General features: G+C 43.6%; 20 protein-coding genes. 8 read left to right on the plus strand and 12 right to left on the minus strand.

The genetic code is table 11. The features are described 5' to 3' along the window. The first annotated feature begins 28 nt into the window (after positions 1-28). The gene (gene lptD, locus CDG60_RS10415; protein ID WP_087512407.1) at positions 29-2,488 is read left to right on the plus strand and encodes an LPS-assembly protein LptD; all 2,460 of its coding nucleotides are present in this window, start codon (positions 29-31) and stop codon (positions 2,486-2,488) included. Then, entirely contained in the window at positions 2,488-3,804 is a 1,317-nt protein-coding gene (locus tag CDG60_RS10420) for a peptidylprolyl isomerase (protein ID WP_087512308.1), read from the plus strand. The genes lptD and CDG60_RS10420 overlap by 1 nt, the downstream gene beginning before the upstream one ends. Positions 3,805-3,931: 127 nt before the next feature. Here the strand turns inward: CDG60_RS10420 and hfq are convergent, their stop codons facing one another. From hfq to tsaE, 4 genes are all read right to left on the minus strand, one after another. Beyond that, positions 3,932-4,459: an RNA chaperone Hfq gene (hfq, locus tag CDG60_RS10425; protein WP_087512309.1), complete on the minus strand. Its 528-nt coding sequence runs from the start codon at positions 4,457-4,459 to the stop codon at positions 3,932-3,934. A gap of 94 nt (positions 4,460-4,553) precedes the next feature. Continuing rightward, positions 4,554-5,498, minus strand: a complete 945-nt coding sequence (gene miaA, locus CDG60_RS10430; protein WP_087512310.1) for a tRNA (adenosine(37)-N6)-dimethylallyltransferase MiaA — start codon at positions 5,496-5,498, stop codon at positions 4,554-4,556. 3 nt (positions 5,499-5,501) lie between these two features. Continuing rightward, positions 5,502-7,442: a DNA mismatch repair endonuclease MutL gene (mutL, locus tag CDG60_RS10435; RefSeq protein ID WP_087512311.1), complete on the minus strand. Its 1,941-nt coding sequence runs from the start codon at positions 7,440-7,442 to the stop codon at positions 5,502-5,504. Continuing rightward, positions 7,435-7,911, minus strand: coding sequence for a tRNA (adenosine(37)-N6)-threonylcarbamoyltransferase complex ATPase subunit type 1 TsaE (tsaE, locus tag CDG60_RS10440; RefSeq protein ID WP_087512312.1), 477 nt, complete (start codon positions 7,909-7,911; stop codon positions 7,435-7,437). The genes mutL and tsaE overlap by 8 nt, the downstream gene beginning before the upstream one ends. Before the next feature lie 133 nt (positions 7,912-8,044). Between tsaE and CDG60_RS10445 the strand changes: the two genes are divergently transcribed. The 3 genes from CDG60_RS10445 to CDG60_RS10455 all read left to right on the plus strand — a co-directional run bounded on the left by CDG60_RS10445 (position 8,045) and on the right by CDG60_RS10455 (position 9,931). Further along, complete coding sequence (locus tag CDG60_RS10445) at positions 8,045-8,950, plus strand: pseudouridine synthase (RefSeq protein ID WP_087512313.1); 906 nt, start codon at positions 8,045-8,047, stop codon at positions 8,948-8,950. A gap of 110 nt (positions 8,951-9,060) precedes the next feature. Next, the gene (locus CDG60_RS10450; protein WP_087512314.1) at positions 9,061-9,393 is read left to right on the plus strand and encodes a type II toxin-antitoxin system RelB/DinJ family antitoxin; all 333 of its coding nucleotides are present in this window, start codon (positions 9,061-9,063) and stop codon (positions 9,391-9,393) included. Positions 9,394-9,487: 94 nt separating this feature from the next. Then, entirely contained in the window at positions 9,488-9,931 is a 444-nt protein-coding gene (locus CDG60_RS10455; protein WP_087512315.1) for a GNAT family N-acetyltransferase, read from the plus strand. 139 nt (positions 9,932-10,070) lie between these two features. Here CDG60_RS10455 and CDG60_RS10460 read toward each other — a convergent pair whose 3' ends face one another. Beyond that, a complete protein-coding gene (locus CDG60_RS10460) occupies positions 10,071-10,793 on the minus strand; it encodes a pseudouridine synthase (RefSeq protein WP_087512316.1) in 723 nt (240 codons plus the stop codon). 135 nt (positions 10,794-10,928) lie between these two features. Between CDG60_RS10460 and CDG60_RS10465 the strand changes: the two genes are divergently transcribed. After that, a complete protein-coding gene (locus CDG60_RS10465) occupies positions 10,929-11,390 on the plus strand; it encodes a DUF441 domain-containing protein (protein WP_087512317.1) in 462 nt (153 codons plus the stop codon). 22 nt (positions 11,391-11,412) lie between these two features. Here CDG60_RS10465 and CDG60_RS10470 read toward each other — a convergent pair whose 3' ends face one another. Next, the gene (locus CDG60_RS10470; RefSeq protein WP_227542866.1) at positions 11,413-12,591 is read right to left on the minus strand and encodes an MFS transporter; all 1,179 of its coding nucleotides are present in this window, start codon (positions 12,589-12,591) and stop codon (positions 11,413-11,415) included. 124 nt (positions 12,592-12,715) lie between these two features. Next, positions 12,716-13,735, minus strand: a complete 1,020-nt coding sequence (locus CDG60_RS10475) for a sensor domain-containing diguanylate cyclase (protein ID WP_087512319.1) — start codon at positions 13,733-13,735, stop codon at positions 12,716-12,718. Between the two features lie 386 nt (positions 13,736-14,121). Here CDG60_RS10475 and CDG60_RS10485 point away from each other — a divergent pair, with 386 nt between their 5' ends. Then, a complete protein-coding gene (locus CDG60_RS10485) occupies positions 14,122-14,784 on the plus strand; it encodes a hypothetical protein (protein WP_087512408.1) in 663 nt (220 codons plus the stop codon). A 48-nt stretch (positions 14,785-14,832) separates the two neighbouring features. On the opposite strand, the gene CDG60_RS10490 is transcribed toward CDG60_RS10485, so the two are convergent. The 4 genes from CDG60_RS10490 to gltS all read right to left on the minus strand — a co-directional run bounded on the left by CDG60_RS10490 (position 14,833) and on the right by gltS (position 17,868). Continuing rightward, complete coding sequence (locus CDG60_RS10490) at positions 14,833-15,753, minus strand: LysR family transcriptional regulator (RefSeq protein ID WP_087512321.1); 921 nt, start codon at positions 15,751-15,753, stop codon at positions 14,833-14,835. Between the two features lie 390 nt (positions 15,754-16,143). Beyond that, positions 16,144-16,290, minus strand: a complete 147-nt coding sequence (locus CDG60_RS18195) for a hypothetical protein (protein ID WP_160117027.1) — start codon at positions 16,288-16,290, stop codon at positions 16,144-16,146. Between the two features lie 78 nt (positions 16,291-16,368). Then, positions 16,369-16,515 carry a hypothetical protein gene (locus CDG60_RS18200; protein WP_160117029.1) on the minus strand — a complete coding sequence of 49 codons (147 nt, stop codon included), beginning with the start codon at positions 16,513-16,515 and terminating at the stop codon, positions 16,369-16,371. Between the two features lie 138 nt (positions 16,516-16,653). Next, entirely contained in the window at positions 16,654-17,868 is a 1,215-nt protein-coding gene (gene gltS, locus CDG60_RS10495) for a sodium/glutamate symporter (RefSeq protein ID WP_087512409.1), read from the minus strand. Between the two features lie 660 nt (positions 17,869-18,528). Between gltS and CDG60_RS10500 the strand changes: the two genes are divergently transcribed. Next, positions 18,529-19,725: an MFS transporter gene (locus tag CDG60_RS10500; RefSeq protein WP_087512322.1), complete on the plus strand. Its 1,197-nt coding sequence runs from the start codon at positions 18,529-18,531 to the stop codon at positions 19,723-19,725. 61 nt (positions 19,726-19,786) lie between these two features. Here CDG60_RS10500 and CDG60_RS10505 read toward each other — a convergent pair whose 3' ends face one another. Continuing rightward, positions 19,787-20,770 (minus strand): ion transporter, encoded by a 984-nt coding sequence (locus CDG60_RS10505; protein ID WP_087512323.1) that lies wholly within the window; start codon positions 20,768-20,770, stop codon positions 19,787-19,789. Positions 20,771-20,791: the final 21 nt, after the last annotated feature.

A 20,791-nucleotide genomic window follows, 5' to 3' on the forward strand; every position in this document is an offset into this window, starting at 1 on the left:
GATTAAGCATGCCTGGTTAATGAGACAAATGAAGCATCAGTTTAAATTCAATCCTCTAGCAACTGCGATCTTCACCCTTCTGTGCGGTAGTTCCGTTTCGGGTTTTGCTGAGTCCGTGGATGTAGATCAGGTCTCTACCACAAATAACCAGCAACTTAAGCAGACCATCCAGGAAGCATATCCAGGTCAGCAGTTTTTTGAGCAGTATTATGTAGATAAAACTGCACCCGAAGCTCAGATGCGCAATGGAAAATATTTAAGTTCCGCATTCTGCAGCGGTGCCTGGATTACCCCGGTCAGCCCAGAAGTCAAACCCGTTCCTGCAGATCAGGCGACATCCACTGTCACTGCTGATTATGGACACTATGATCCAGATGGTGACTCTGTACTGGAAGGCAATGTTCTGATTGATCAGGAAGGGCGACAGATCCGTGCAGACAAAGTCACAATTGATAAAACACAGACGTTTGCCAACGCACAGGGTCGTGTCCAGATGGCACAGGCAGGTCTGCTGGCTCAAAGCGATCAGATTGATTACAACCTGAAAACTCAGAAAGGCGAACTGAACAACAGTTTCTATATTTCTGAAGAACAGCATGCGCATGGCCGCGCAGAAAAAATTGCCCGTACCTCTGAAAATGTTGTGGTCATGAATAATGCAACCTATTCAACCTGCCCACCTGATCAGTCACCTGGATGGAAAATCCAGGCAGATCAGATCGAACTGAATCAGGACACAGGTCGTGGCACAACCCGCGGCACTAAGCTTTATGTAAAAAATACGCCTGTACTGGCTGTACCTTATTTTAATTTCCCGATCGATGACCGACGTACAACCGGTATTCTCACACCGTCTTTCGGCTTTACCAATGACGGCGGAGTTGAACTTGGCGTTCCGGTTTATCTAAACCTGGCACCGAATTATGATGCAACGCTCACACCTCGGTTTATCAGTGACCGTGGACCCATGCTTGAAGGCGGTTTCCGCTATTTAACTGAAAATTTCGGTGAAGGTCAGTTATGGGGTGGATATCTTCCTTCAGATAAAAGTTACGATGATGAAGATCGTAAGGATCTTCATTTTCTGCATAACTGGCAGATCAACAAACAGTTCTCTACCAATCTCGAATACAACTACGCTTCAGACAAAGATTATTTTTCAGACCTGAACAACAACCCAAACTCTAAAACAGATCTGAACCTGCGTCGTGCATGGGAGCTGAATTACAAAAATGGTATTCCCGGTTTAAAGGCTCAACTGAAAGTTGAAGACTTCCAGACTCTGGATCCTGAAGTACCTCAGTCTGACCGTCCTTATGCCCGTCTGCCACAGTTCCTGCTGAACTATAAAGCAGGTGATTTGCAGGGTCTGCAGTATGAATTTAACAGTGATACTGCTTATTTCAAAAAGGACATCAATGCCTTAAATCAAAGCAGCAGTACATCTGAACCAAGTGGTACACGACTGTATAATGAATTTGCTGTGCGTTATAACTACCGCAATCCATGGTCATTTGTTATTCCTGAAGTCAGTGTTGCCAATATCAATACTTTCTTTGACAAAAAAACCGTTGAAGCACAGAATCTGAATTCTTCTGACGAATCAGTTTCCGTGACTGTTCCACAGTTCACACTGGATGCCGGTCTGACTTTTGAAAAAGATGGTAAATATCTTCAGACCATCACACCACGTGCTTTCTATGCATATGCACCGTATCAGAATCAGCAGAACCACCCTAACTTTGACTCTGCAACAGCATCCATTAACTATGACCAGCTGTTCAGTCCAAACCGTTTTTATGGGCATGACCGACTTGAAGACAACAACTTCCTGTCTCTCGGTTTAAGCTATAGTCTGTTTGATGATATTGGTCTGGAACGGATCAAAGCCAGTGTTGGACAGAGCTTCTTTTTTGAAGACCGCCGTATCACACTGGAAAATTCACCTGATGAATTTGACCGTGAAAGTCGCACAGGACCTATCGTCAGCCTTGCAAGTCAGCTGTCTGAAAACTTCAGCGTCGTGGCAAATTCTGCATGGATGTCCAACAACGATAATGCCCAGCGTGATTTCCAGCTGTACTACACTGGCGATCAGGGCAATCTGTACAATGTTGGATATTTCTACCGTAAAGATATTACCAACCGTCAGGATCACTACGATCAGGTTGTTGCCTCTTTCATTCAGCCTGTTCACAACAACTGGCGTATTATGGGGCATGCACAGTACGACATGGACAACAATGTTGCCCGTGAATATCTGCTGGGTGTCAACTATGAATCCTGTTGCTGGGGCATCTCAGTCTATGGCCGTTCTTATTATAATGACCTTGACAACGTGAATGACGCAGATGTAAAACCTAAACGGGCTATCATGGCGGAAATAAACCTGAAAGGACTGGGCGGATTCAATAACAAACTGGCTTCCTTACTGGAAAACCGTATTTTAGGTTTTAATAAAATCAATCAATCCTGGACACAACGTTAATGAAGACGAAACAGTTAAGAACTTTTTTTAAAGCAACGCTACTGGCAGCAGCAATTTCATCCTCCCTGCCTGTTTTTGCCCAGTCAACTGATGAAGTCGTTGCCGTTGTAGACAACAGTGTTATTCTCCGCAGTGATCTTGCGCAATCCATTGCTGAAATCAAACATCAGCTGGAATCACAGAAAAAACAGCTGCCACCTGAGCAATACATAGAACAACAGGCGCTTGAACAGTTGATTATCCGCCAGACACAGCTCGAACAGGTCAAACGCTACAACATCAGACCCGATGAAAAAGCCCTGAATGAAGCTGTGATGAAAGTTGCTGCTCAGTCTGGCTCTCCAAGTCTCGAAGCTTTCCAGCAAAAACTGGATGCAATGGCACCAGGAACCTATGCATCTTTACGTTCCCGTATTGCTGAAGACCTGACGATTAACCGCATGCGTCAGCAAGTGGTGACTTCACGTATTAAAATCAGTGACCAGGATGTTGAAAACTTCCTGAAAACACCTCAGGGACAGGCTGCATTAGGCAACCAGGTTCACGTTCTGCACATCCGTATTTCAGGTAACAATAATGTGGAATCTGTAGCCAAACAGGTACAGGCTGAACTCAAAGACAATAATGATATTGCTGCCATCAGTAAAAAATTTACAACTGCCGGCACCAAAGTTGAAGGTTCAGATATGGGCTTCCGCAACCTGTCTGACATCCCGTCTGAACTTGCAGCCCGCGTCAGTACGATTGAACCTGGTCAGACCACAGAACTGATTTCTGTACGTGATGGTATTCATATTCTGAAATTACTTGAGCGTAAAGGTTCTGAGCAAAAAGCCATTATTCCTCAGTATAAAGTCCGCCATATTCTAATTCAGCCAACTGAAGTAGTCAGCCCTGATAATGCAAAACAGATGATCGACAGCATCTACAACCGCTTAAAAGCGGGTCAGAATTTTGCTGAGCTAGCCTCCACTTTTTCTACTGACCCTGGCTCTGCCCGTGATGGCGGTAGTCTGGGCTGGGTTTCCCCAGGTGTGATGGTGCCAGAGTTTGAAGAAAAAATGAAAAATACTCCTGTGGGTCAGATCAGTGAGCCATTTCAGTCTCAGTTCGGCTGGCATATTCTGGAAGTCACAGATACCCGTCAGCAGGATATGACGAGTGAATACCAGCAACGTATGGCGCGTCAGGTGCTTGGTGAACGTCAGTATGACGCTGAACTGGACAGCTGGTTACGCGAAATCCGCAGCAATGCCTTTGTTGAAATTAAAGATCCTGCACTGGATCGTAAAAACAACAAAAAATCTGACAGCTGATCTCATACTGACAACATTGAAACCAGTGCTTTAAGCACTGGTTTTTTTATTTGCACTCCATTAGATCCTGCAGCTTAAGCATAAAAAAAGCCCCTGTAAAACAGGGGCTTTTAAATACAATCAGATATTAACGATTGTTGTCATCTTCCTGCGAGTCTTCAAATTTTGATTCGCCATCAAAACCTGTAGAAGACTGACCACCGAAGCCACCCTGACCACCGAAGCCGCCTTGACCACCGAAGCCGCCTTGACCACCGAAGCCACCGCCTTGACCACCGAAGCCGCCTTGACCACCGAAGCCACCTTGACCGCCAAAGCCACCGCCCTGACCGCCACCAAAGCCACCGCCCTGACCGCCACCAAAGCCACCGCCCTGACCGCCACCAAAGCCACCAGCCTGAGCACCACCACCGAAGCCACCAGCCTGACCAGCAGGAGCACCAGCAGGACGTGGGTTACGTGCAGGAACTACAGTTGAAATCGCGTGTTTGTAAACCATCTGGCTTACAGTATTTTTTAACAGAACAACATACTGGTCAAAAGATTCAATGTGACCCTGTAATTTAATACCATTCACAAGGAAAATAGAAACTGGAATACGTTCTTTACGGAGAGAATTTAAGAACGGATCTTGTAAGGTTTGACCTTTAGACATTTTATAACTCCAAAAATAATTCAAAAATCAGCGCAAAAAACTATCTTTATTTTTCAATTAAAATTTATAAAAAAGACAGCTGTTAAATTTTGCTTTATCCGTAACAGTTTCGCAAGTCTTCTTGGGCTTGTTTTATTGTTAAATATGTCTGAAAATTATGCGATTCCTGCAACGATCTAAGCCATGTATATTGACGTTTTGCCAATTGTCGTGTCGCAAACAGGGCTTTATCCTCCATTTCCTGTATTTTTTTGAGACTTCTGTCACCATTGTACAAAAATTCCAACACCTGACGGTAACCTACAGCACGCATAGAGGGTAAATTTTCATTTAAATCGTATTTTTTAATCAGGTCTTCCACCTCATTTAAAAAACCGATTTTCCACATAATTTCCAAACGCTTTTCTATGCGCTTATGCAATTCTAACCGATCTGGCAACAGGGCGTGATTATGAAAAGTGTAACGATATGGTACGTTTTTAGGCTGTTCTGCCTGTAGTTTTGTAATCGGCTGCCCGGTCAGCTTATAAACCTCAAGAGCACGGATAATCCGCTGCCTGTCACTGACCTTAAACTTTTCACCTGCAAGCACATCCACCGCACACAATTCAGCATAAACTGCCTCCCAGCCTTCCTGTTCAGCTTTGGCTTCAATCTCTGCTCTGACTGTGGCATCCGCACCTGGCAGATTTGTAGACAAACCTTCCAGTAACGCTTTGAAATACAGCATTGTTCCACCAACCAGTATCGGTGTTTTCCCCCGCTGATGAATATCATCAATCAGCACACAGGCATCATCCACAAACTGAGCTGCAGAATAAACCTCCAGTGGGCTGATAATGTCAATCAGATGATGCGGAAACAGCGCCTGTTCATCTTTTGTCGGCTTGGCGGTACCAATATTCATATCTTTGTAAACAAGCGCAGAATCGACGGAAATCAGCTCAAATCCACCACGTTCATATAATTCACAGGCTAAAGCTGTTTTACCGCTGGCTGTAGGCCCCATCAGATTGATCACAGGTAATTGTTCTGACATGCCTTATTCTCCACGGGCAAAAAGTTTATCCAGCTGGGCGAGCGGAAATGCTCTCCAGGTTGGTCGTCCGTGATTACACTGACTTGCAAATTCGGTCTGCTCCATCTGTCGGAGCAAAGCATTCATTTCTGACAGACTTAACATTCTGTGCGCCCGGACAGCACCATGACATGCCATACCCGCCAGAATCTGATCCCTTTTCTGTAATAAACCCTGCACTTCATCACCAGGGTCCAGATCATTCAGCAGTTCAGGAATCAGCGCGGCAAAATCTGCTTTATGCAATATGGCAGGCACCCCACGTACAATCACCTGCTCATCACCATATTGATCTATTTCCAGTCCCAGTCGGGCAAGCTGATCTTTCAGCTCATCGACACGCATTGCCTGCATACGGCTGATTGAAATCACTTTAGGAATGAGCAGCTGCTGTGACATCCAGAAGTCGGGTCTGTCCCATGCTGATTTCATCTGTTGCAACAGAATCCGCTCATGTGCCGCATGCATATCTACAATAATCAGCCCTTCAGTATTCTGCGCAAGAATATAAATACCATGCAGCTGTGCGATGGCTATTCCTAAAGGATGTTCATCCACTTTCACAGCAGAATCTTCAGGGGCGTTTTCAGACCATCCTGCTGATGTATCCCGCAAAGGTGCCAGATAACTTTTCAGTGCATTGTTCAGGCTCTGTGGTGCTTGAGCACTGTAATCTGCACGGGTTGAATACTGAACCACCTGTGGGCTGCTGACATTAAAATCAGTCAGAATTTCTGTAGACAGCTGTGCTTCGGGCTGAGGCGTATAAGCATCAACCGCTTTGTGTAACTGAAACTGTTCCTGATAGCGTGGCTGAACCACATCAGCTTGTTGTGTCTGCTGTTCAATTTTCAGGGCTGAGCCCAGTTCTGCACTGGCGGTCTGAAACTGTGAAAGCGTTTCTTTTGCATAATGCCTTACAAACTCATGAACTTCACGCTGGTTTAAAAAACGGATTTCATGTTTGGTCGGGTGTACGTTGACATCAATATTTTCAGGTTCAACTTCCAGGAACAGCAGATAACCAGCATGCTGATGCCCATGCAGAATGCCATCATAAGCCATACGCAAGGCATGTGAGATGGTCTTATCCTTTACAATCCGTCCATTTACATAGACATACTGTAAATCTGCCTGCGCACGGGCATCAGAGGGATGCCCCAGCCAGCCTGAAAGACGCATATGTACGCTGTCAGCATCAATCCAGTAGGCATTTTCCGTAAACGCCCTCCCAAGCATTTGCTGCACACGCTGAAAACGCAATTCACCACTGTCCGCAACAGGAAGATTGATCTTAATACTGTCATTGTGCTCCAGCGCAAAGCGGATATCGAAATGTGTCAATGCCAGACGTCTTACGATTTCTTCAATATGACCAAATTCTGTGCGTGGTTTTTTTAAAAATTTCCGTCGTGCCGGTACATTAAAAAATAAATCCTGTACACGGATCACTGTACCTTTTGAAGCAGCTACTGGCTGTATCTGCTGATGGTCAAACGCAGTACCATTGACCTCAACCTGATAGCCGATCCCTGAGTCATCCTGACTGCTGGTCAAAGTTAAGCGCGACACCGCCGCAATCGAGGCGAGTGCTTCACCACGGAACCCCAGGCTGACAATCGCCTGTAAGTCTTCGGAAGTCTGAATTTTACTGGTTGCATGGCGCATAACCGCCAGCGCCAGATCATCCTGGTGAATACCCCGACCATTGTCCATAATTTCAATCAGCGTACCGCCACCCTGTGCCACACGGATCATCAGTTCGGTAGCGCCTGCATCAATTGCATTTTCCAGCAGTTCTTTAACCACTGATGCCGGACGCTCAATAACCTCACCTGCAGCAATCTGGTTGGCAAGTGCAGGATCAAGGGTTTTAATTCTCCGTACGCTGATATCTTCACGCATGTCCGAGTTTTTGCTCCAAAGTTTGATGCAGAGTTTCCAAAGAAGTCTGAACTGTCACAATACGGGTCGTTTCATCCATGGATTTTTCTATCTGAATCACCAGGTCTGCCTGTGGAATTTCATCACCACCTTTAGATGGCCATTCAAAAAGGAACAGAGCATCAGGTGTTTCAAGATAATCACGGATACCCATTAACTCCAGTTCATAGGGATCATTCAACCGATACAGATCAAAATGGAAAATTTCCTGACCGGCAATGCTGTAGGGTTCAACCAGTGTATAGGTCGGGCTTTTTACAGCACCCTTATGCCCTAAGCTTTGCAGCAAAAAGCGCGTCAGCGTCGTTTTACCCGCACCAAGGTCACCAATCAGATAGATCACACCAGATTTAAAACAGCTTGCCACAACCTGCGCAAGGTTCTGTGTATCAGTTTCACTTTGGAGGTTCAGGCTGAATGAATACTGCATATTATGAGACACGACATGATTCAAAAGAGCGATTATGATAGCATTCCACTGTCTTAAAGCCTATGCGCTGCAACCGAAATGCACATTTTTAATCAGTGCATTATGTTAATTATTTCTGTCAGATCACCTGTATATGAACGCATCTTCATTTATTCCCCCTATGGTTCGGGGTGTCAGTGCTAGCAGACTGTATCTGCCGACGATTAAACCTGCACCCGTCAGCGTTTTTGAATATCTGTGCATGCAGTTTTCACATATTACACAGCAGGAATGGCAACAGCGTTTCAATGATGCTCAGATTTACAGTGAAACAGGCGAAATACTCACACTTCATTCCCCATACAGCGCAAATACCCAGATTTTTTATTATCGCTTTCTGGAACATGAGCCACATGTCCCATTTAAACATCATATTCTGTTTGAAAATGATGTTTTACTGGTGGTGGACAAACCTCACTTTCTGACCATGAGTCCAACCGGACAGTACGTTCAGGAAACCTTACTGGTACGGCTTAAAAATGAGACCGGAAACGAACTCCTGACCCCCATACACCGTCTTGACCGGGAAACCGCAGGTGTAGTCATGTTTTCTAAACAGGCTGAAAGCAGAAGTCTGTATCAGCAACTTTTTGCTGAAAGAAAAGTTCAGAAAACTTATTTTGCAATCGCGCCTTTTTGTGCTGAGCTGAAATTTCCGCTTGAAATGAAAGTTCGAATGGAAAAGGGGAATCCCTTCTATACCATGAAGATAGTTGATGGTGAGCCTAACAGCCAGACTCAGATTGAACTGATAAAGCATAATGATGCATGGGCGATCTATAAGCTGGATCCTCACACAGGTAAACAGCATCAGCTCAGACTTCATCTCAGCTCACTGGGCATTCCGATTAAAAATGATCCTTTTTACCCGTCTTTAAATCATAAAGACAAAGATGATTTCAGTGCGCCATTGCAGTTACTGGCAAAGCATCTTGTCTTTACTGACCCTGTTACCAAACAGAAAATGCATTTCAGTTCCAGGCATGAATTGACACTGTAATATATTTGTCATTACAAATGTTTCAAAAAATTATTGTATTTATATTGAAATTACAAATTCTTTGATTACAATAAGGCTGAAAAGTTTAGTAATTTACAATTTTAAAAATCATGAGAAAAACTGAAGTTTATCAAATACGTCTTGATTCTCAAGAGAAAAAACAGGCGTTTGCTGTTTTCAAACAGCTGGGAATTACTCCCGCCCAGGCAGTGCGACTGTTTTTTAAACAGGTTGTTCTCACCAAGTCCATCCCCTTTTCTATTGAAAATCAGAATATCAATCTGGAACAGCTGATCCGTTTAAGAAAACTGAAACAGGAACAGAAATTACAGTCAGGCACGGAACAGGTTTCACTACCGCTGACAGATACAAACTTTGATGATGAACATCAGGATATTTTTGAAGAGCTGAATGCCCTGCTTGGTGAAAGCGACAAAACTTAAACAGTGTTGCATTTATAAACAAAATTTAATCAATTTTTCCTGTAAATGCTGGTTATTCTTCATGCATAGATAAAAGAACAGCATGAGGAATAAAATGATTGTAAAGCGTGCAACTGTTGAAGACCTGCATCAACTCTCTGTTCTGTTTGATGAATATCGACAGTTTTATGGGGCTTCCTCAAACATTGATCTTTCATATAAATTTTTAAAACAACGGTTTGAAAATCAGGAAAGTGTTATTTTTATTCATGCTAAAGATGAGGTCATAACCGGCTTTGTTGTGCTGTACCAGGGCTTCTCCTCCATCTCCTGTTCAAGCTACTATATTCTGGACGATGTCTATGTCACCCCAGTCTACAGGCGACAGGGTTCTGCAAAACAGCTGATTGACACCGCCATTTTATTTGCACGGCATGACAATGCTCTGCGGATCAGCCTGGAAACACAAAAAAATAATTATCAGTCACATCGGTTATATGAACAGCTGGGATTTGTCAAAGATGAGGAGTTTCAGACCTGGCACTGTTTCCTGAAATAAAGTCAGCTTCTATATTGTCCAGTCAACGCATGGAAGATCTGTATCATCAGTTAAGTGGTAAAGAGCAACAGGAAGCCAATCCTCTGAGTTCTGCGGAAACATAAATATGCATCACCATGACCTAGTGACTGCCCAAATATCAGATCCCGACAATCTTTTCCGATAAATTTTTCGCTGCTGAAATCTGCTCATCAGACAGATAAACCCACTCTCCTTCCGCCAAACCACTTAACTGAAGCTGCCCCACCTGAGCCCGATGCAGACTTTCAACTTTATTTCCCACGGCGGCAAGCATTCTTTTGACCTGGTGGTAAACACCCTGATGTACAGTCATTTTCAGTTCATTCTGACTTAATGCTTCAACATCTGTAGCAGCAAACAAATCTTTTTCATTGCGCAGCTCCACCCCCTGCTGTAACTGTTGAATCTGTTCAGCAGTAACGGGGTCAGCAGTCTGCATCTGGTAAACTTTAGGAACATGCTTTTTAGGATGAGTCAGCGCCTGTAAAAACTGCCCGTCATCGGTCAGCAGTAACAGCCCTGTTGTATCCTGATCCAGCCGCCCCACACATTGTAGACCACGGTTCATCAGTACATCATCAAACAGATCAAATACGCTGAAATGGTGTGTTGCCTGATGTGAACATTCATAATTTGAGGGTTTATTCAGTGCAATATAAATTTTTTCACGATACTGAAATTCCGTACCATAAACTGAAAATTCAGGCTGATGGATATCAAACTTATGCTTCAGATCTGTAACAATTTCACCCTGAATACTTACTGCGCCATTTTTAATCAGTTGCTGACAGTTTTTTCTGGAGCCAAAGCCCTGTGATTGCAACATTTTTTCCAACAGCATTGTAAATTCTCAGAATATCAACAGAAGTGCCTAGTTTAGCTGATCTGTGCTGAGATTTCCGCTGTGACAGCCATGATTCGGCATTTACCGCAATACAGGCTACAATAAGCCGTTTCAAATACTGCCCCGAATGATATGCCACAACTTGCCCAGCTGGATCTGAATTTAATCGTACTGCTTGTATTACTAGCCTGTGGCATCTTCAGTCATAATACGGCTGTCACTATTGCTGCTGCGGTGCTGATTGTTTTTCGCATTACCCCATTAAGTGAATATTTTCCTCTGCTGCAACAACACGGACTGAACATCGGTATCATTATTCTGACCATTGGTGTACTGACGCCAATTGCCAGCGGGAAAATCCCTGGCGATGAAATTCTAAAGTCTTTTATGCACTGGAAATCCTTACTGGCGATTGCTGTTGGATTACTGGTTGCATGGCTCGGTGGACGTGGTGTTCAGCTGATGAGCCATCAGCCCAATGTCGTAGCGGGGCTGTTAATTGGCACGGTCGCAGGTGTCGCGCTGCTGCGCGGTGTCCCCGTAGGTCCATTAATCGCAGCAGGCATTCTTTCATTGCTGATTGGAAAATCCTGATATCAGGGACACCTCATTCAGCTTAAGCCTGTTTTTGTTTAAACAACCTTTGACTGAGTAAAATACCGATACAGGATAATGCAGCCATCATAATGCCGATCCAGAACCAGCCGCCTGTTTCTGAAACAGTCATGGCAATCACAGGCGGTAAAATAAACTGAGAACTTGCAGAGCACTGAAGTATCAACCCGACAGTTGCACTGATTGCCAATGGAGATGGTGCAAAATGCAGAGCCTGTGAAAAGACAACCGCTGCCACCAGCCCCCCGAACAAAGAAAAACTGAACACCAGTCCATACTGAATGAAAAAGTTCAGTTCATTCATGCTGATATAAAAAAATAAAGCACTGACACTCAGAACACTAAAACCCAGCTGGACTAAAGTTTTAGCGCTGAAACCACGTTGCAGCATCAAACCACAGAGAAATGTTCCCACTGCATTGGCAATGGCAACACATGCTGTTAATGCTCCAGCCTGCTGAGGTGCAATGTAGTTTTGCTGATAAATCGCAGGTAAAAAACCCACCATACTGAACCACTGACCAGCGTAGACTCCAAAAATACCTGCAAGTATCCAGGCTGGACGATGCACCAGTGTACTTTTAATCAGTTTCAGAATAGATGAATGTTGTGATACAGACTTTGGTTCAGGCACAAAAAATAAAATACATAAGCCCAGTAACAGGCTCAGTACTGAGAAAAATATCCATACACCCTGCCAACCCGCCAGTGTAATTAAATAAGGTGTGATGAACAGTGCTATCCCCATGCCACCGCCCATATACGCACTCCACAGCCCCATGCGGGTCTGCAGCTGTGAAACTGATACAAGCTGCCTGATATAGGCAGGACCACTGAGTGTCACGAGTAAAAAACCAAAGCCTTCCACCACACGCAGACCTAACAGCATTTCGACACCATGTGCCTGACTGCCGACAGCACTGGCAAGGCTGAGTAACAACAGCCCGGTCAGCACGCAGCGCTTTAATCCAAATTTCTCAGTAAAACTGCCCAGACTCAGTGCGGACAGCATACCTGCCAGCTGCACCAGTGACAGTAACAGACCTGCCTGTACAAAACTGATTCCCAGTTCATTCTGTAAGATCGGAACAGATGGAGGAAGTTTTCCAACATGCATTGCGGCTACAAAACCTGCGCAAATAATCCATAGATCCCTGGAGAGCCTTTGCTGATCTGACACGCTCATATTCCTGATGATTTCAACAGACACAGCCTAACCAAAGTGATTCAGCCGATTCATCGTGAATAAATATAAGCTGAGTGTTTTTTATAATAAATATCTGTTCAGTCTGAATACTCAAAACTTATGTATTACCGATGGATTCTGATGATTTTTTCAGTTTTTTATGCACATACATTTTCTGATCTGCATATTCAAGTAGCTGCTCCGAGGTTTCTGCATCTTCAGGATACACAGCAAGTCCAACACTTGCCCCTATCTTCAGGCGGATATTTTCAAAGACAAAAGGCAAACCGCATGCTTCAGCAATTCTGTTCATGGCAGCACTTGCCAGTTCCTGATTCTGCACTGATGACAGTATGACGGCAAATTCATCTCCCCCCAGACGTGCAACCAGGTCTTCATGACGGGTATTTTTCAGGATACGCTGTGCAATTTCCTTGAGTGCTGCATCTCCCATTCTATGCCCATATTGATCATTGATTGGTTTCAGGCCATCCATATCAATCATGAGGACGCCCAGCACTTTGTTGCTGTATCGGGCTTTTTCCATTCCCTGACGCAGACAGTCCAGGAACAGCGCACGGTTTGCAAGCCCTGTCAAATTATCCTGAGTCGCCAGTTTATATAATTCCTGAGCGCCATATCGGGTTGCATGAAACATTGCAGCAGCAATCAGCTCCGACATCAGACTCAGTATCTGTAAGTCACCATCATGGAATGCATTGACTTCCGATGAGTAAATTTTCAGTACTCCAATCCCTTCACCGCAGTGTACCAGCGGCACAACCGCCATTGACCGCAATCCAACACGGCGGCAGGCATCCCGATCGACACGCTCATCCACCTCACTGTCCATACAGTACAGCGTTGTATTTTCAGAAATACAGCGCCCTGAGAGGCTGTTCGCCATTTTCAGTCTTAAACCCAGCAGATGTGCAGCACCACCCGAAACAGCCCGGTAGACCATATCTCCATCTTCTGCCAGTTCAACCACAGCACCTTTGGCATGGGTAATCTGCTGTGCCTGTTCAGCAACGAGTGTCATGACTGCATTCAGATCCAAACCCAGTTTTGCAATAGCGGTCTGAGTCTGAATAACAGACATCAGCTGTGATGGTGATGGCTGATCTGGCTTTTTCATGCAGAACCCGACGCTCATAAAAATAAAAGATAAGAGCCTAATTTTAAAAAGTTTAATCCATCTTGTATAGCAACTTACTGAGGAGCAGTTCTCAGTTTTTTATATATTTAAAAACTTTGAAACATCACAATCCCGTACCCCGTTCAGCCCATACTGATTTTTTACCGTTATTGATGATTAAAACCGACATATAAACCTATGATTTTCAGAAAAAATAAATAAAATAGCGCTATAAAACTGACAACCTGAATACTGCAGACATAAAAATCAGAAAAGATTCCTCCTGTCTGATGCAGATCATACAGAAGATTGTCCTGACCAGGAAAACAGGCACTGTCATAAAAATACTGATTAACAACATAACAATGAATACACAAGGTAAATGCATGAATAAAACACTTCTATTTTTTATCAGTAAATTTTCATTTATTGGGGTCATTACACTATTGATGCTGACAGCATGCAGTAAAGCACCGCATGAACCTAAATCTGGAGAATATGGCAAACAGCTCATTGCAAGCTATGATCTGACTCCTGAGCAGATTGAAGCGCTGAATAAAACCAGTATGCCCAAACCGGATATGAAAGACCGACCTGATCTTGGAATCGGATTCAATGCTAATGCAGCAGATAACCCATATAGATTTGTCATTGTGGCACGGGGACATGCCATTACTGATGGTGAAGTGGATTTAAGATTTATCGGTGGTGTGGAAAGATCGAGTCAACAGGGTTACAGACCGGAGGCTTATCGTGAAGATGATACTCACAGCTATAAAGCCAATGAACCGGTTCTGCTGGTGATTGCATCCGACCCATTTTCCATTGATGCAACTCAGAACTCTGCGGGCAACGAATTTGGCACACATGCTGAAATTACCGAAAGAAATAATTTTCAGTTTCACAGTGCGCAACTTCAGATCTGGCAAGGTAAAGGCTCTGTACAGTCATGGACCCGATACCTGGGCTTTGCTGTTATTTTCATAGGCATCTTTGCCTTTGTCCTGTCCAGAACCAATTTACTGGCAGATGCATTTAACCGCAGATAATAAAACCAGCATCAGTCAGTTTAACACTGACTGATGCCACTTACCGATTCAGGCTGAATAGTACTGATTACGCTTCAGTGAAAATTTTGCAAGCTGTTTTAAAAAGCCTTCAAAATAACTTTTTTCTTTTTCTTCCACCCGATAGCCGGCATACAGTGTACGTCGTAACCCTTGAGGAGACACACAATCCAGGCGACGGGATGTGACCCAGCCTTTCTGTTCATATTCATTGACCACCCAGTCGGGCAAAGCACCAATCCCCCGTCCACTGGCAACCAGCTGAATCAGCATCTGCGTTAAGTCCGTTGTACGGATCTGCTTAGGCTGAATATTGGCTGGAATAAACAGCTTTGCCATAATATCCAGTCGGTGTTTGTCTACAGGATAAGTAATCAGCGTTTCTTCCGCCAGTTCCTGAACACTGATCTGGCTTGCCCGCACCAAAGGATGCATATTGGACAGTACCAGCCTGGATTCATATTCAAAAATTGGAAAGTACTCAATGCCTTTCAATGCAATCGGATCAGCGGTTATCAGCAGATCAAATTCAGCATTCTGCAATAATTCATGCGGATTTGCTTCGAAACCTGAAGCAAAGTCCAGGTCTACATCAGGATACTGCTGACGGTACTGGTTCAGCAAAGGCATTAACCAGTCAAAACAGCTGTGACATTCAGATGAGAAAATAATACGACCGGTCTGACCATGTACAATACGGGTAATATCAGACTGAGCAATCTGAATCTGTGGTAAAACATCATCTGCCAGTTTCAGCAGTCTTTGCCCAACATTGGAAAAAGTCACAGGACGGCTACGTCTGTTGACCACCTCTACACCATACCAGTGATCCAGTTCTTTGAGCTGATGGGAAATCGCCGATGGCGTTAAACAGAGATCATTGGCAGCAGCCACCAGTGAACCATGTTCCCGTAAGGCGGTTAATGTTTTTAGGTGACGAATTTCCAGCATGAGCGAAGTCCAGTAAAATAATGTTTTGTCCTTGTACAAGGGCATAAATCAGTATGCTTTACCCGAGCGTAGAGCGAGAGGCCATGCTTCGGATAAGAAGTCCAGAAAAATAAATTGACTCAGATACAGAGAAAACTGCGCATTGAGTAGAAATTTAAATAAGACAATGTATAAGTAAGAAAATACGCTTCAGATAACAGCCGTGAAAATAACTGTGCATGCATCTGTATGAAGAATACATACTCAGTAATAAGCCTGACTGGAGTTTGACTTCCAATACCCAAAAATGAATAAAATTCACTATATCATAAAATTAATGAGCATACCTAATCGATATTTCATTAAACTTAGCTACCCAATACTTTTTAGGGTCTTTTGAAAAAGTTAAGGTTATTCTGAAACAGACTCACTTTCCCATTCACCAGTCTGCAGATCATACTTAGCAAACTCACCTGTATCTGTAAATTCTGAAGCCATCATGGTCACGTCAAAAATATCATCCTGATTAAAACCTGACTGAAAATACACACCTGACATTGTCAGTCATGCCGCAATGGTTGAATCAGGTTTTTCCAATTCAATTATTCCTGGCTTTGTTTTTACAGGTTCAAACTTCTAAGCCATCAGACGCTCTTTCAATTCTTCAAACTGCTGCTCTGTAAACTTACAGAGATGATCAGCATGCTCAAAAAAGTCTTCATCTTCTGATTGCTGATATTTATACATCGTTTCAATACTGAATAACTGCAGGTTATAGCTCATTTTTATTCTCACTTTGAAATGGATTATTTTCAGAACAGTTCAGAATCCCGTATACATCCAGATGTTTCATGAACATGAACTGTAAAAACAAAAACAGCTCCTTTTCAGAGCTGTTTCAGTTCATCCAATGGATTTCTATTAAAAAAACTTAATCAGTGTCTGAATTACAAAAGCATTAATAATGTCGATAAAAAATGCACCACACAGAGGAATAATCAAAAAGGCTTTATGCGATGGACCGTAGCGATCCGTCACAGCCTGAATATTGGCAATGGCTGTTGGTGTAGCCCCCATACCAAACCCACAATGCCCTGCAGCCAGTACAGCAGCATCATAGTTTCCACCCATAACTTTAAAGGTGACAAAAGAAGTATACAGCGCAAGTACAGCCGTCTGAGCCACCAGGATAATAACCAGTGGACCCGCCAGATCAGCCAGCAACCATAACTGTAAAGACAGTAAAGCCATCGCCAGATATAAAGACAGCGAGGTATTACCAAACACATCAATGGCGCGGTCAAATATATTCACTTTGAACACATGTTCAAGCACATTGCGGACAATCACGCCTGTACCCAACGCCCACACAAAAGTTGGCAGTTCAAACCATTGCCCCTTACTGAATTCGGTCATCTGATTTGCCACAAAAATACACAGCGCAAACATCCCTAGTGTGGAAATGGCATTATCAGCAGTAATTAAGCGCGTTTTACGACGGTATTCAAATGCAGCTGAGTTATCATGCGCTGGTGTGTCATCATTCGGATCATTATCCACCGTTTCGAGCTTATATCTTTTAATCAGAAATTTAGCGACAGGTCCGCCTGCCACACCACCGATAATCAGACCGAAAGTAGCACTTGCCATTCCCAGTACGATTGCACCGTGTATACCATGTTCCTGCTCAAGTACTGTTCCCCACGCCCCAGCTGTTCCATGACCACCAGTCAGTGTAATTGAACCGACAATCAGACCAATCAGCGGGTCAAGTCCCAGCATTTTAGCCAGACTGATACCTACTGCATTCTGCACCAGTACAAAACCGATAACACAAAGCAGAAAAATAAACAGGGCTGAACCACCTTCTTTGAGTTTGACAAAACTTGCACTCAGACCTATCGAGGTAAAGAACATCAGCATCAGAATGGTCTGTATTTCACTGCTGAATTTTGCACTGATTCCAAAAAACTTAAACAGAAGAAAAGCCAGAATTGCTGCGATCAGACCGCCGACTACAGGCTCTGGAATATTATAATTTCTTAAAAATTTAATCCGATGTACCAGAAAACGTCCAATAAAAAGAACAATAACTGCAATGACCAGTGTTCCAAAAGCATCAACCTGAAAATTCATAGCATCATCCATTTTAAGTTTAATTTATTTTGCTGAATTACATGTCAGTTCTGATTATTTTTCAGCAGTTAAAATGTTAATTGAAGCACAAAACCTGCCATTCAACAGACTGCGACGGATATAGCACTTATATCCATTTATATTATGCAGCCGAACAGATTCAGCTTCGGATAAAAAATACTCAGGAGTCTATAAAACAGTATCATAAATCACACATTGAAAGCAGATATATCATTACATATCAAAGATTTCAGAGATAGACTCATTGAGTTTCCATATTGTATCTCAGCCACTTGCACCGACTGACGTTCAGGCTGCGGAGTCTGTAAAGACGCCATTGGTGAATACTGGAAGACATTGGATTAGCGTATTCTGCTTATTGGCTCTGCCGGCTCACACATGATCCACTCACTTTGCAGATTCAGACGACACCCCCTTCAGTGCAGATTTTTTAAGAAATGGACACTGACATACGAATGATGACAGCGGAACCTGTAACTGTATAAAGCTGTGATTATTATCAGCCTAAAACAATCAGCCCATCATCACTGTCAACTGGCGAAGACGTACTGTTTCTTATCCTGTTCAACATGCTTATATGAATTAAGTTGTACCCTGTAATATAATAAAGTCTGTTTAATTTACTGTAATCTTCACTTAATGTCCTCCTGCGCTGCATCTCCCTCTATATCCAGACCCTCCTTAACGCTGATTATTCTTGCCCTTGCCATTGGTGGTTTCTGTATAGGAACGACCGAGTTCGTGGCGATGGGACTGATCCAGGAAATTTCCAAAGATCTGAATCTGAGCATTCCTGTTACAGGACATTTTATCAGTGCCTATGCACTTGGAGTGATGGTTGGTGCACCTGTGATTGCGATTCTTGCAGCCCAGGTTCCCCGTAAAATCCTGTTGACTGGTCTTATGCTTTTTTACGGTATCGCAAATGCCATGACAGCGCTCACTGATCAATACTCAACGGTACTGATTTCCCGTTTTATTGCGGGTCTGCCTCATGGTGCATATTTTGGTATTGCTGCACTGGTTGTTGCGGAATATGCAGGGAAAAACCGACGTGCTTCTGCTGTTGCAAAGTTGATGCTTGGACTGAATCTGGCGACAGTCATTGGTGTTCCATTTGCCACCTGGCTGGGACAGAATTATGGCTGGCGTTCAGGCTTTGAGTTCTCTGCATCCCTCGCATTTCTTACTGTTGTTGCAATCAGCTTCTGTGTACCGCAGATTGCTGTTGATCGCTCTGCCAGTATCATCAATGAACTGAAAGGTTTGCGTAATCTTCGCATGTGGATGACCCTTGCGGTGGGTGCAATCGGATTTGGTGGACTGTTTTCTGTTTACAGTTATGTTTCCCCTATTCTGACCGAATATACCCAGCAGAATATTACAGTTGTCCCCTTTGCCCTGGCAATCATTGGCATGGGACTGGTGACTGGAGGACTGGTTGCAGGCTATTTTGCTGATAAAAACCAGAATCGGGCGATTGTTGTGATTTTACTCAGCAACGCCTGCTCTTACCTGATCTGTGCTTTAAGCATGCAGAATATATATACTGCCTATGCAGGTCTGTTCCTGGTCAGCTTCAGTATTGCAGGTCTTGCTCCCCTGCTCCAGACCCGCCTTATGGATGTTGCGGGCAATGCACAGGGACTGGCAGCTTCACTGAATCACTCTGCTTTTAATATTGCCAATGCGGTTGGTGCGTTTCTTGGTGGATGGGTGATTGCTGAGGGCATGGGATGGCTGGCACCCATCTGGCTGGGAACAGCATTAAGCCTGGGTGGGTTAGCGGTACTGTGTATTGCTTTTGCAATGGACAGAAATCAGAATAAAATTTAAAACATACATCAGGGTTTACTCATCAGTCCACACAAAGACATTGAGCAAACCCTGCAACCATTCACTCGGGCAACTTATGTCCACAATGAGGACAGAAACAGTATTTGTTTTTTTCCCTTTCAAGCTGTTTCTCTTTACGCTCCCGAATCAGCTGTAAAACAATATCCTGTGTCTGTTCTTTAGATAAGCCTACATCTTTTCGGATATTTTCAATCTTTTCTTCATCTTCAATAATATCTATTTCACAGTTTTCCAGCAGATCCCTGAATTTTAACTCCAGCTGCTGCTTGCGCAGTTCCAGTTCATTTGCCAGTCCATTGGCGAGAATACCTGCCGGTAAAGCAGCCAGTCCAACCCCAAGAATGGTGATCAGTGCCCCAAGAAAACGCCCTATGGGTGTGATCGGAGTGACATCACCATAACCCACCGTTGTCAGTGTTACGACTGCCCACCACATGGAAGCTGGAATTGAGCTGAAAACCTCTGGTTGAGCACGGCTTTCCACCACATAAATACCTGCGGCAGCCATCACAATCATGATCATTAAAATAAAAATAACGGCCTGGAAAGATCCCTTTTCCCGTTCAATCACCCGCAGTAAAATCTGTAACGATACAAAATACCGCGTCAGCTTGAGTAAACGAAGTAAACGTAAGGTTCTGAGGAAGCGCAGATCTATATGTACAAAGAAGTTCACATAGGCTGGTAAAATTGCCAGTAAATCAATAATGGCTGCACCACTGGTAACGTATTGCCAGCGTACTTTCCAGCCAGAATCAAAAGGACTTTTTTCAACCACGCTCCAGAAACGGAGCACATATTCAACACTGAATATGACAATTGAGATATTTTCAAAAATATCAAAATAAAACTGATATGTACTGTAAATCTGATTGACTGATTCAAGCAAAACCGCAACGACATTTCCAATAATCAACAGAATCAGAAACCAGTTGATACAACGGCTGAACGGCGTTTCATACTCATCATTATGCAGATTGTTATAAACAAAATTCCGCAGCTTAAACCATGCTGTAAATGCCATATGGAAGCAGTCTGATTTTTA

The sequence above is a fragment of the Acinetobacter chinensis genome, assembly GCF_002165375.2.
GTDB classification, from domain to species: domain Bacteria; phylum Pseudomonadota; class Gammaproteobacteria; order Pseudomonadales; family Moraxellaceae; genus Acinetobacter; species Acinetobacter chinensis.

Coding starts and splice junctions, on each gene's coding strand:
- hfq (WP_087512309.1), bottom strand. CDS start 4,459: ATGTCTAAAGGTCAAACCTTACAAGATCCGTTCTTAAATTCTCTCCGT.
- CDG60_RS10450 (WP_087512314.1), top strand. CDS start 9,061: ATGAGAAAAACTGAAGTTTATCAAATACGTCTTGATTCTCAAGAGAAA.
- CDG60_RS10445 (WP_087512313.1), top strand. CDS start 8,045: ATGAACGCATCTTCATTTATTCCCCCTATGGTTCGGGGTGTCAGTGCT.
- CDG60_RS10420 (WP_087512308.1), top strand. CDS start 2,488: ATGAAGACGAAACAGTTAAGAACTTTTTTTAAAGCAACGCTACTGGCA.
- CDG60_RS10490 (WP_087512321.1), bottom strand. CDS start 15,753: ATGCTGGAAATTCGTCACCTAAAAACATTAACCGCCTTACGGGAACAT.
- mutL (WP_087512311.1), bottom strand. CDS start 7,442: ATGCGTGAAGATATCAGCGTACGGAGAATTAAAACCCTTGATCCTGCA.
- CDG60_RS10460 (WP_087512316.1), bottom strand. CDS start 10,793: ATGCTGTTGGAAAAAATGTTGCAATCACAGGGCTTTGGCTCCAGAAAA.
- CDG60_RS10500 (WP_087512322.1), top strand. CDS start 18,529: ATGTCCTCCTGCGCTGCATCTCCCTCTATATCCAGACCCTCCTTAACG.
- miaA (WP_087512310.1), bottom strand. CDS start 5,498: ATGTCAGAACAATTACCTGTGATCAATCTGATGGGGCCTACAGCCAGC.
- tsaE (WP_087512312.1), bottom strand. CDS start 7,911: ATGCAGTATTCATTCAGCCTGAACCTCCAAAGTGAAACTGATACACAG.
- CDG60_RS10455 (WP_087512315.1), top strand. CDS start 9,488: ATGATTGTAAAGCGTGCAACTGTTGAAGACCTGCATCAACTCTCTGTT.
- lptD (WP_087512407.1), top strand. CDS start 29: ATGAAGCATCAGTTTAAATTCAATCCTCTAGCAACTGCGATCTTCACC.
- CDG60_RS18195 (WP_160117027.1), bottom strand. CDS start 16,290: ATGTCAGGTGTGTATTTTCAGTCAGGTTTTAATCAGGATGATATTTTT.
- CDG60_RS10485 (WP_087512408.1), top strand. CDS start 14,122: ATGAATAAAACACTTCTATTTTTTATCAGTAAATTTTCATTTATTGGG.
- CDG60_RS10475 (WP_087512319.1), bottom strand. CDS start 13,735: ATGAAAAAGCCAGATCAGCCATCACCATCACAGCTGATGTCTGTTATT.
- CDG60_RS18200 (WP_160117029.1), bottom strand. CDS start 16,515: ATGAGCTATAACCTGCAGTTATTCAGTATTGAAACGATGTATAAATAT.
- gltS (WP_087512409.1), bottom strand. CDS start 17,868: ATGAATTTTCAGGTTGATGCTTTTGGAACACTGGTCATTGCAGTTATT.
- CDG60_RS10505 (WP_087512323.1), bottom strand. CDS start 20,770: ATGGCATTTACAGCATGGTTTAAGCTGCGGAATTTTGTTTATAACAAT.
- CDG60_RS10465 (WP_087512317.1), top strand. CDS start 10,929: ATGCCACAACTTGCCCAGCTGGATCTGAATTTAATCGTACTGCTTGTA.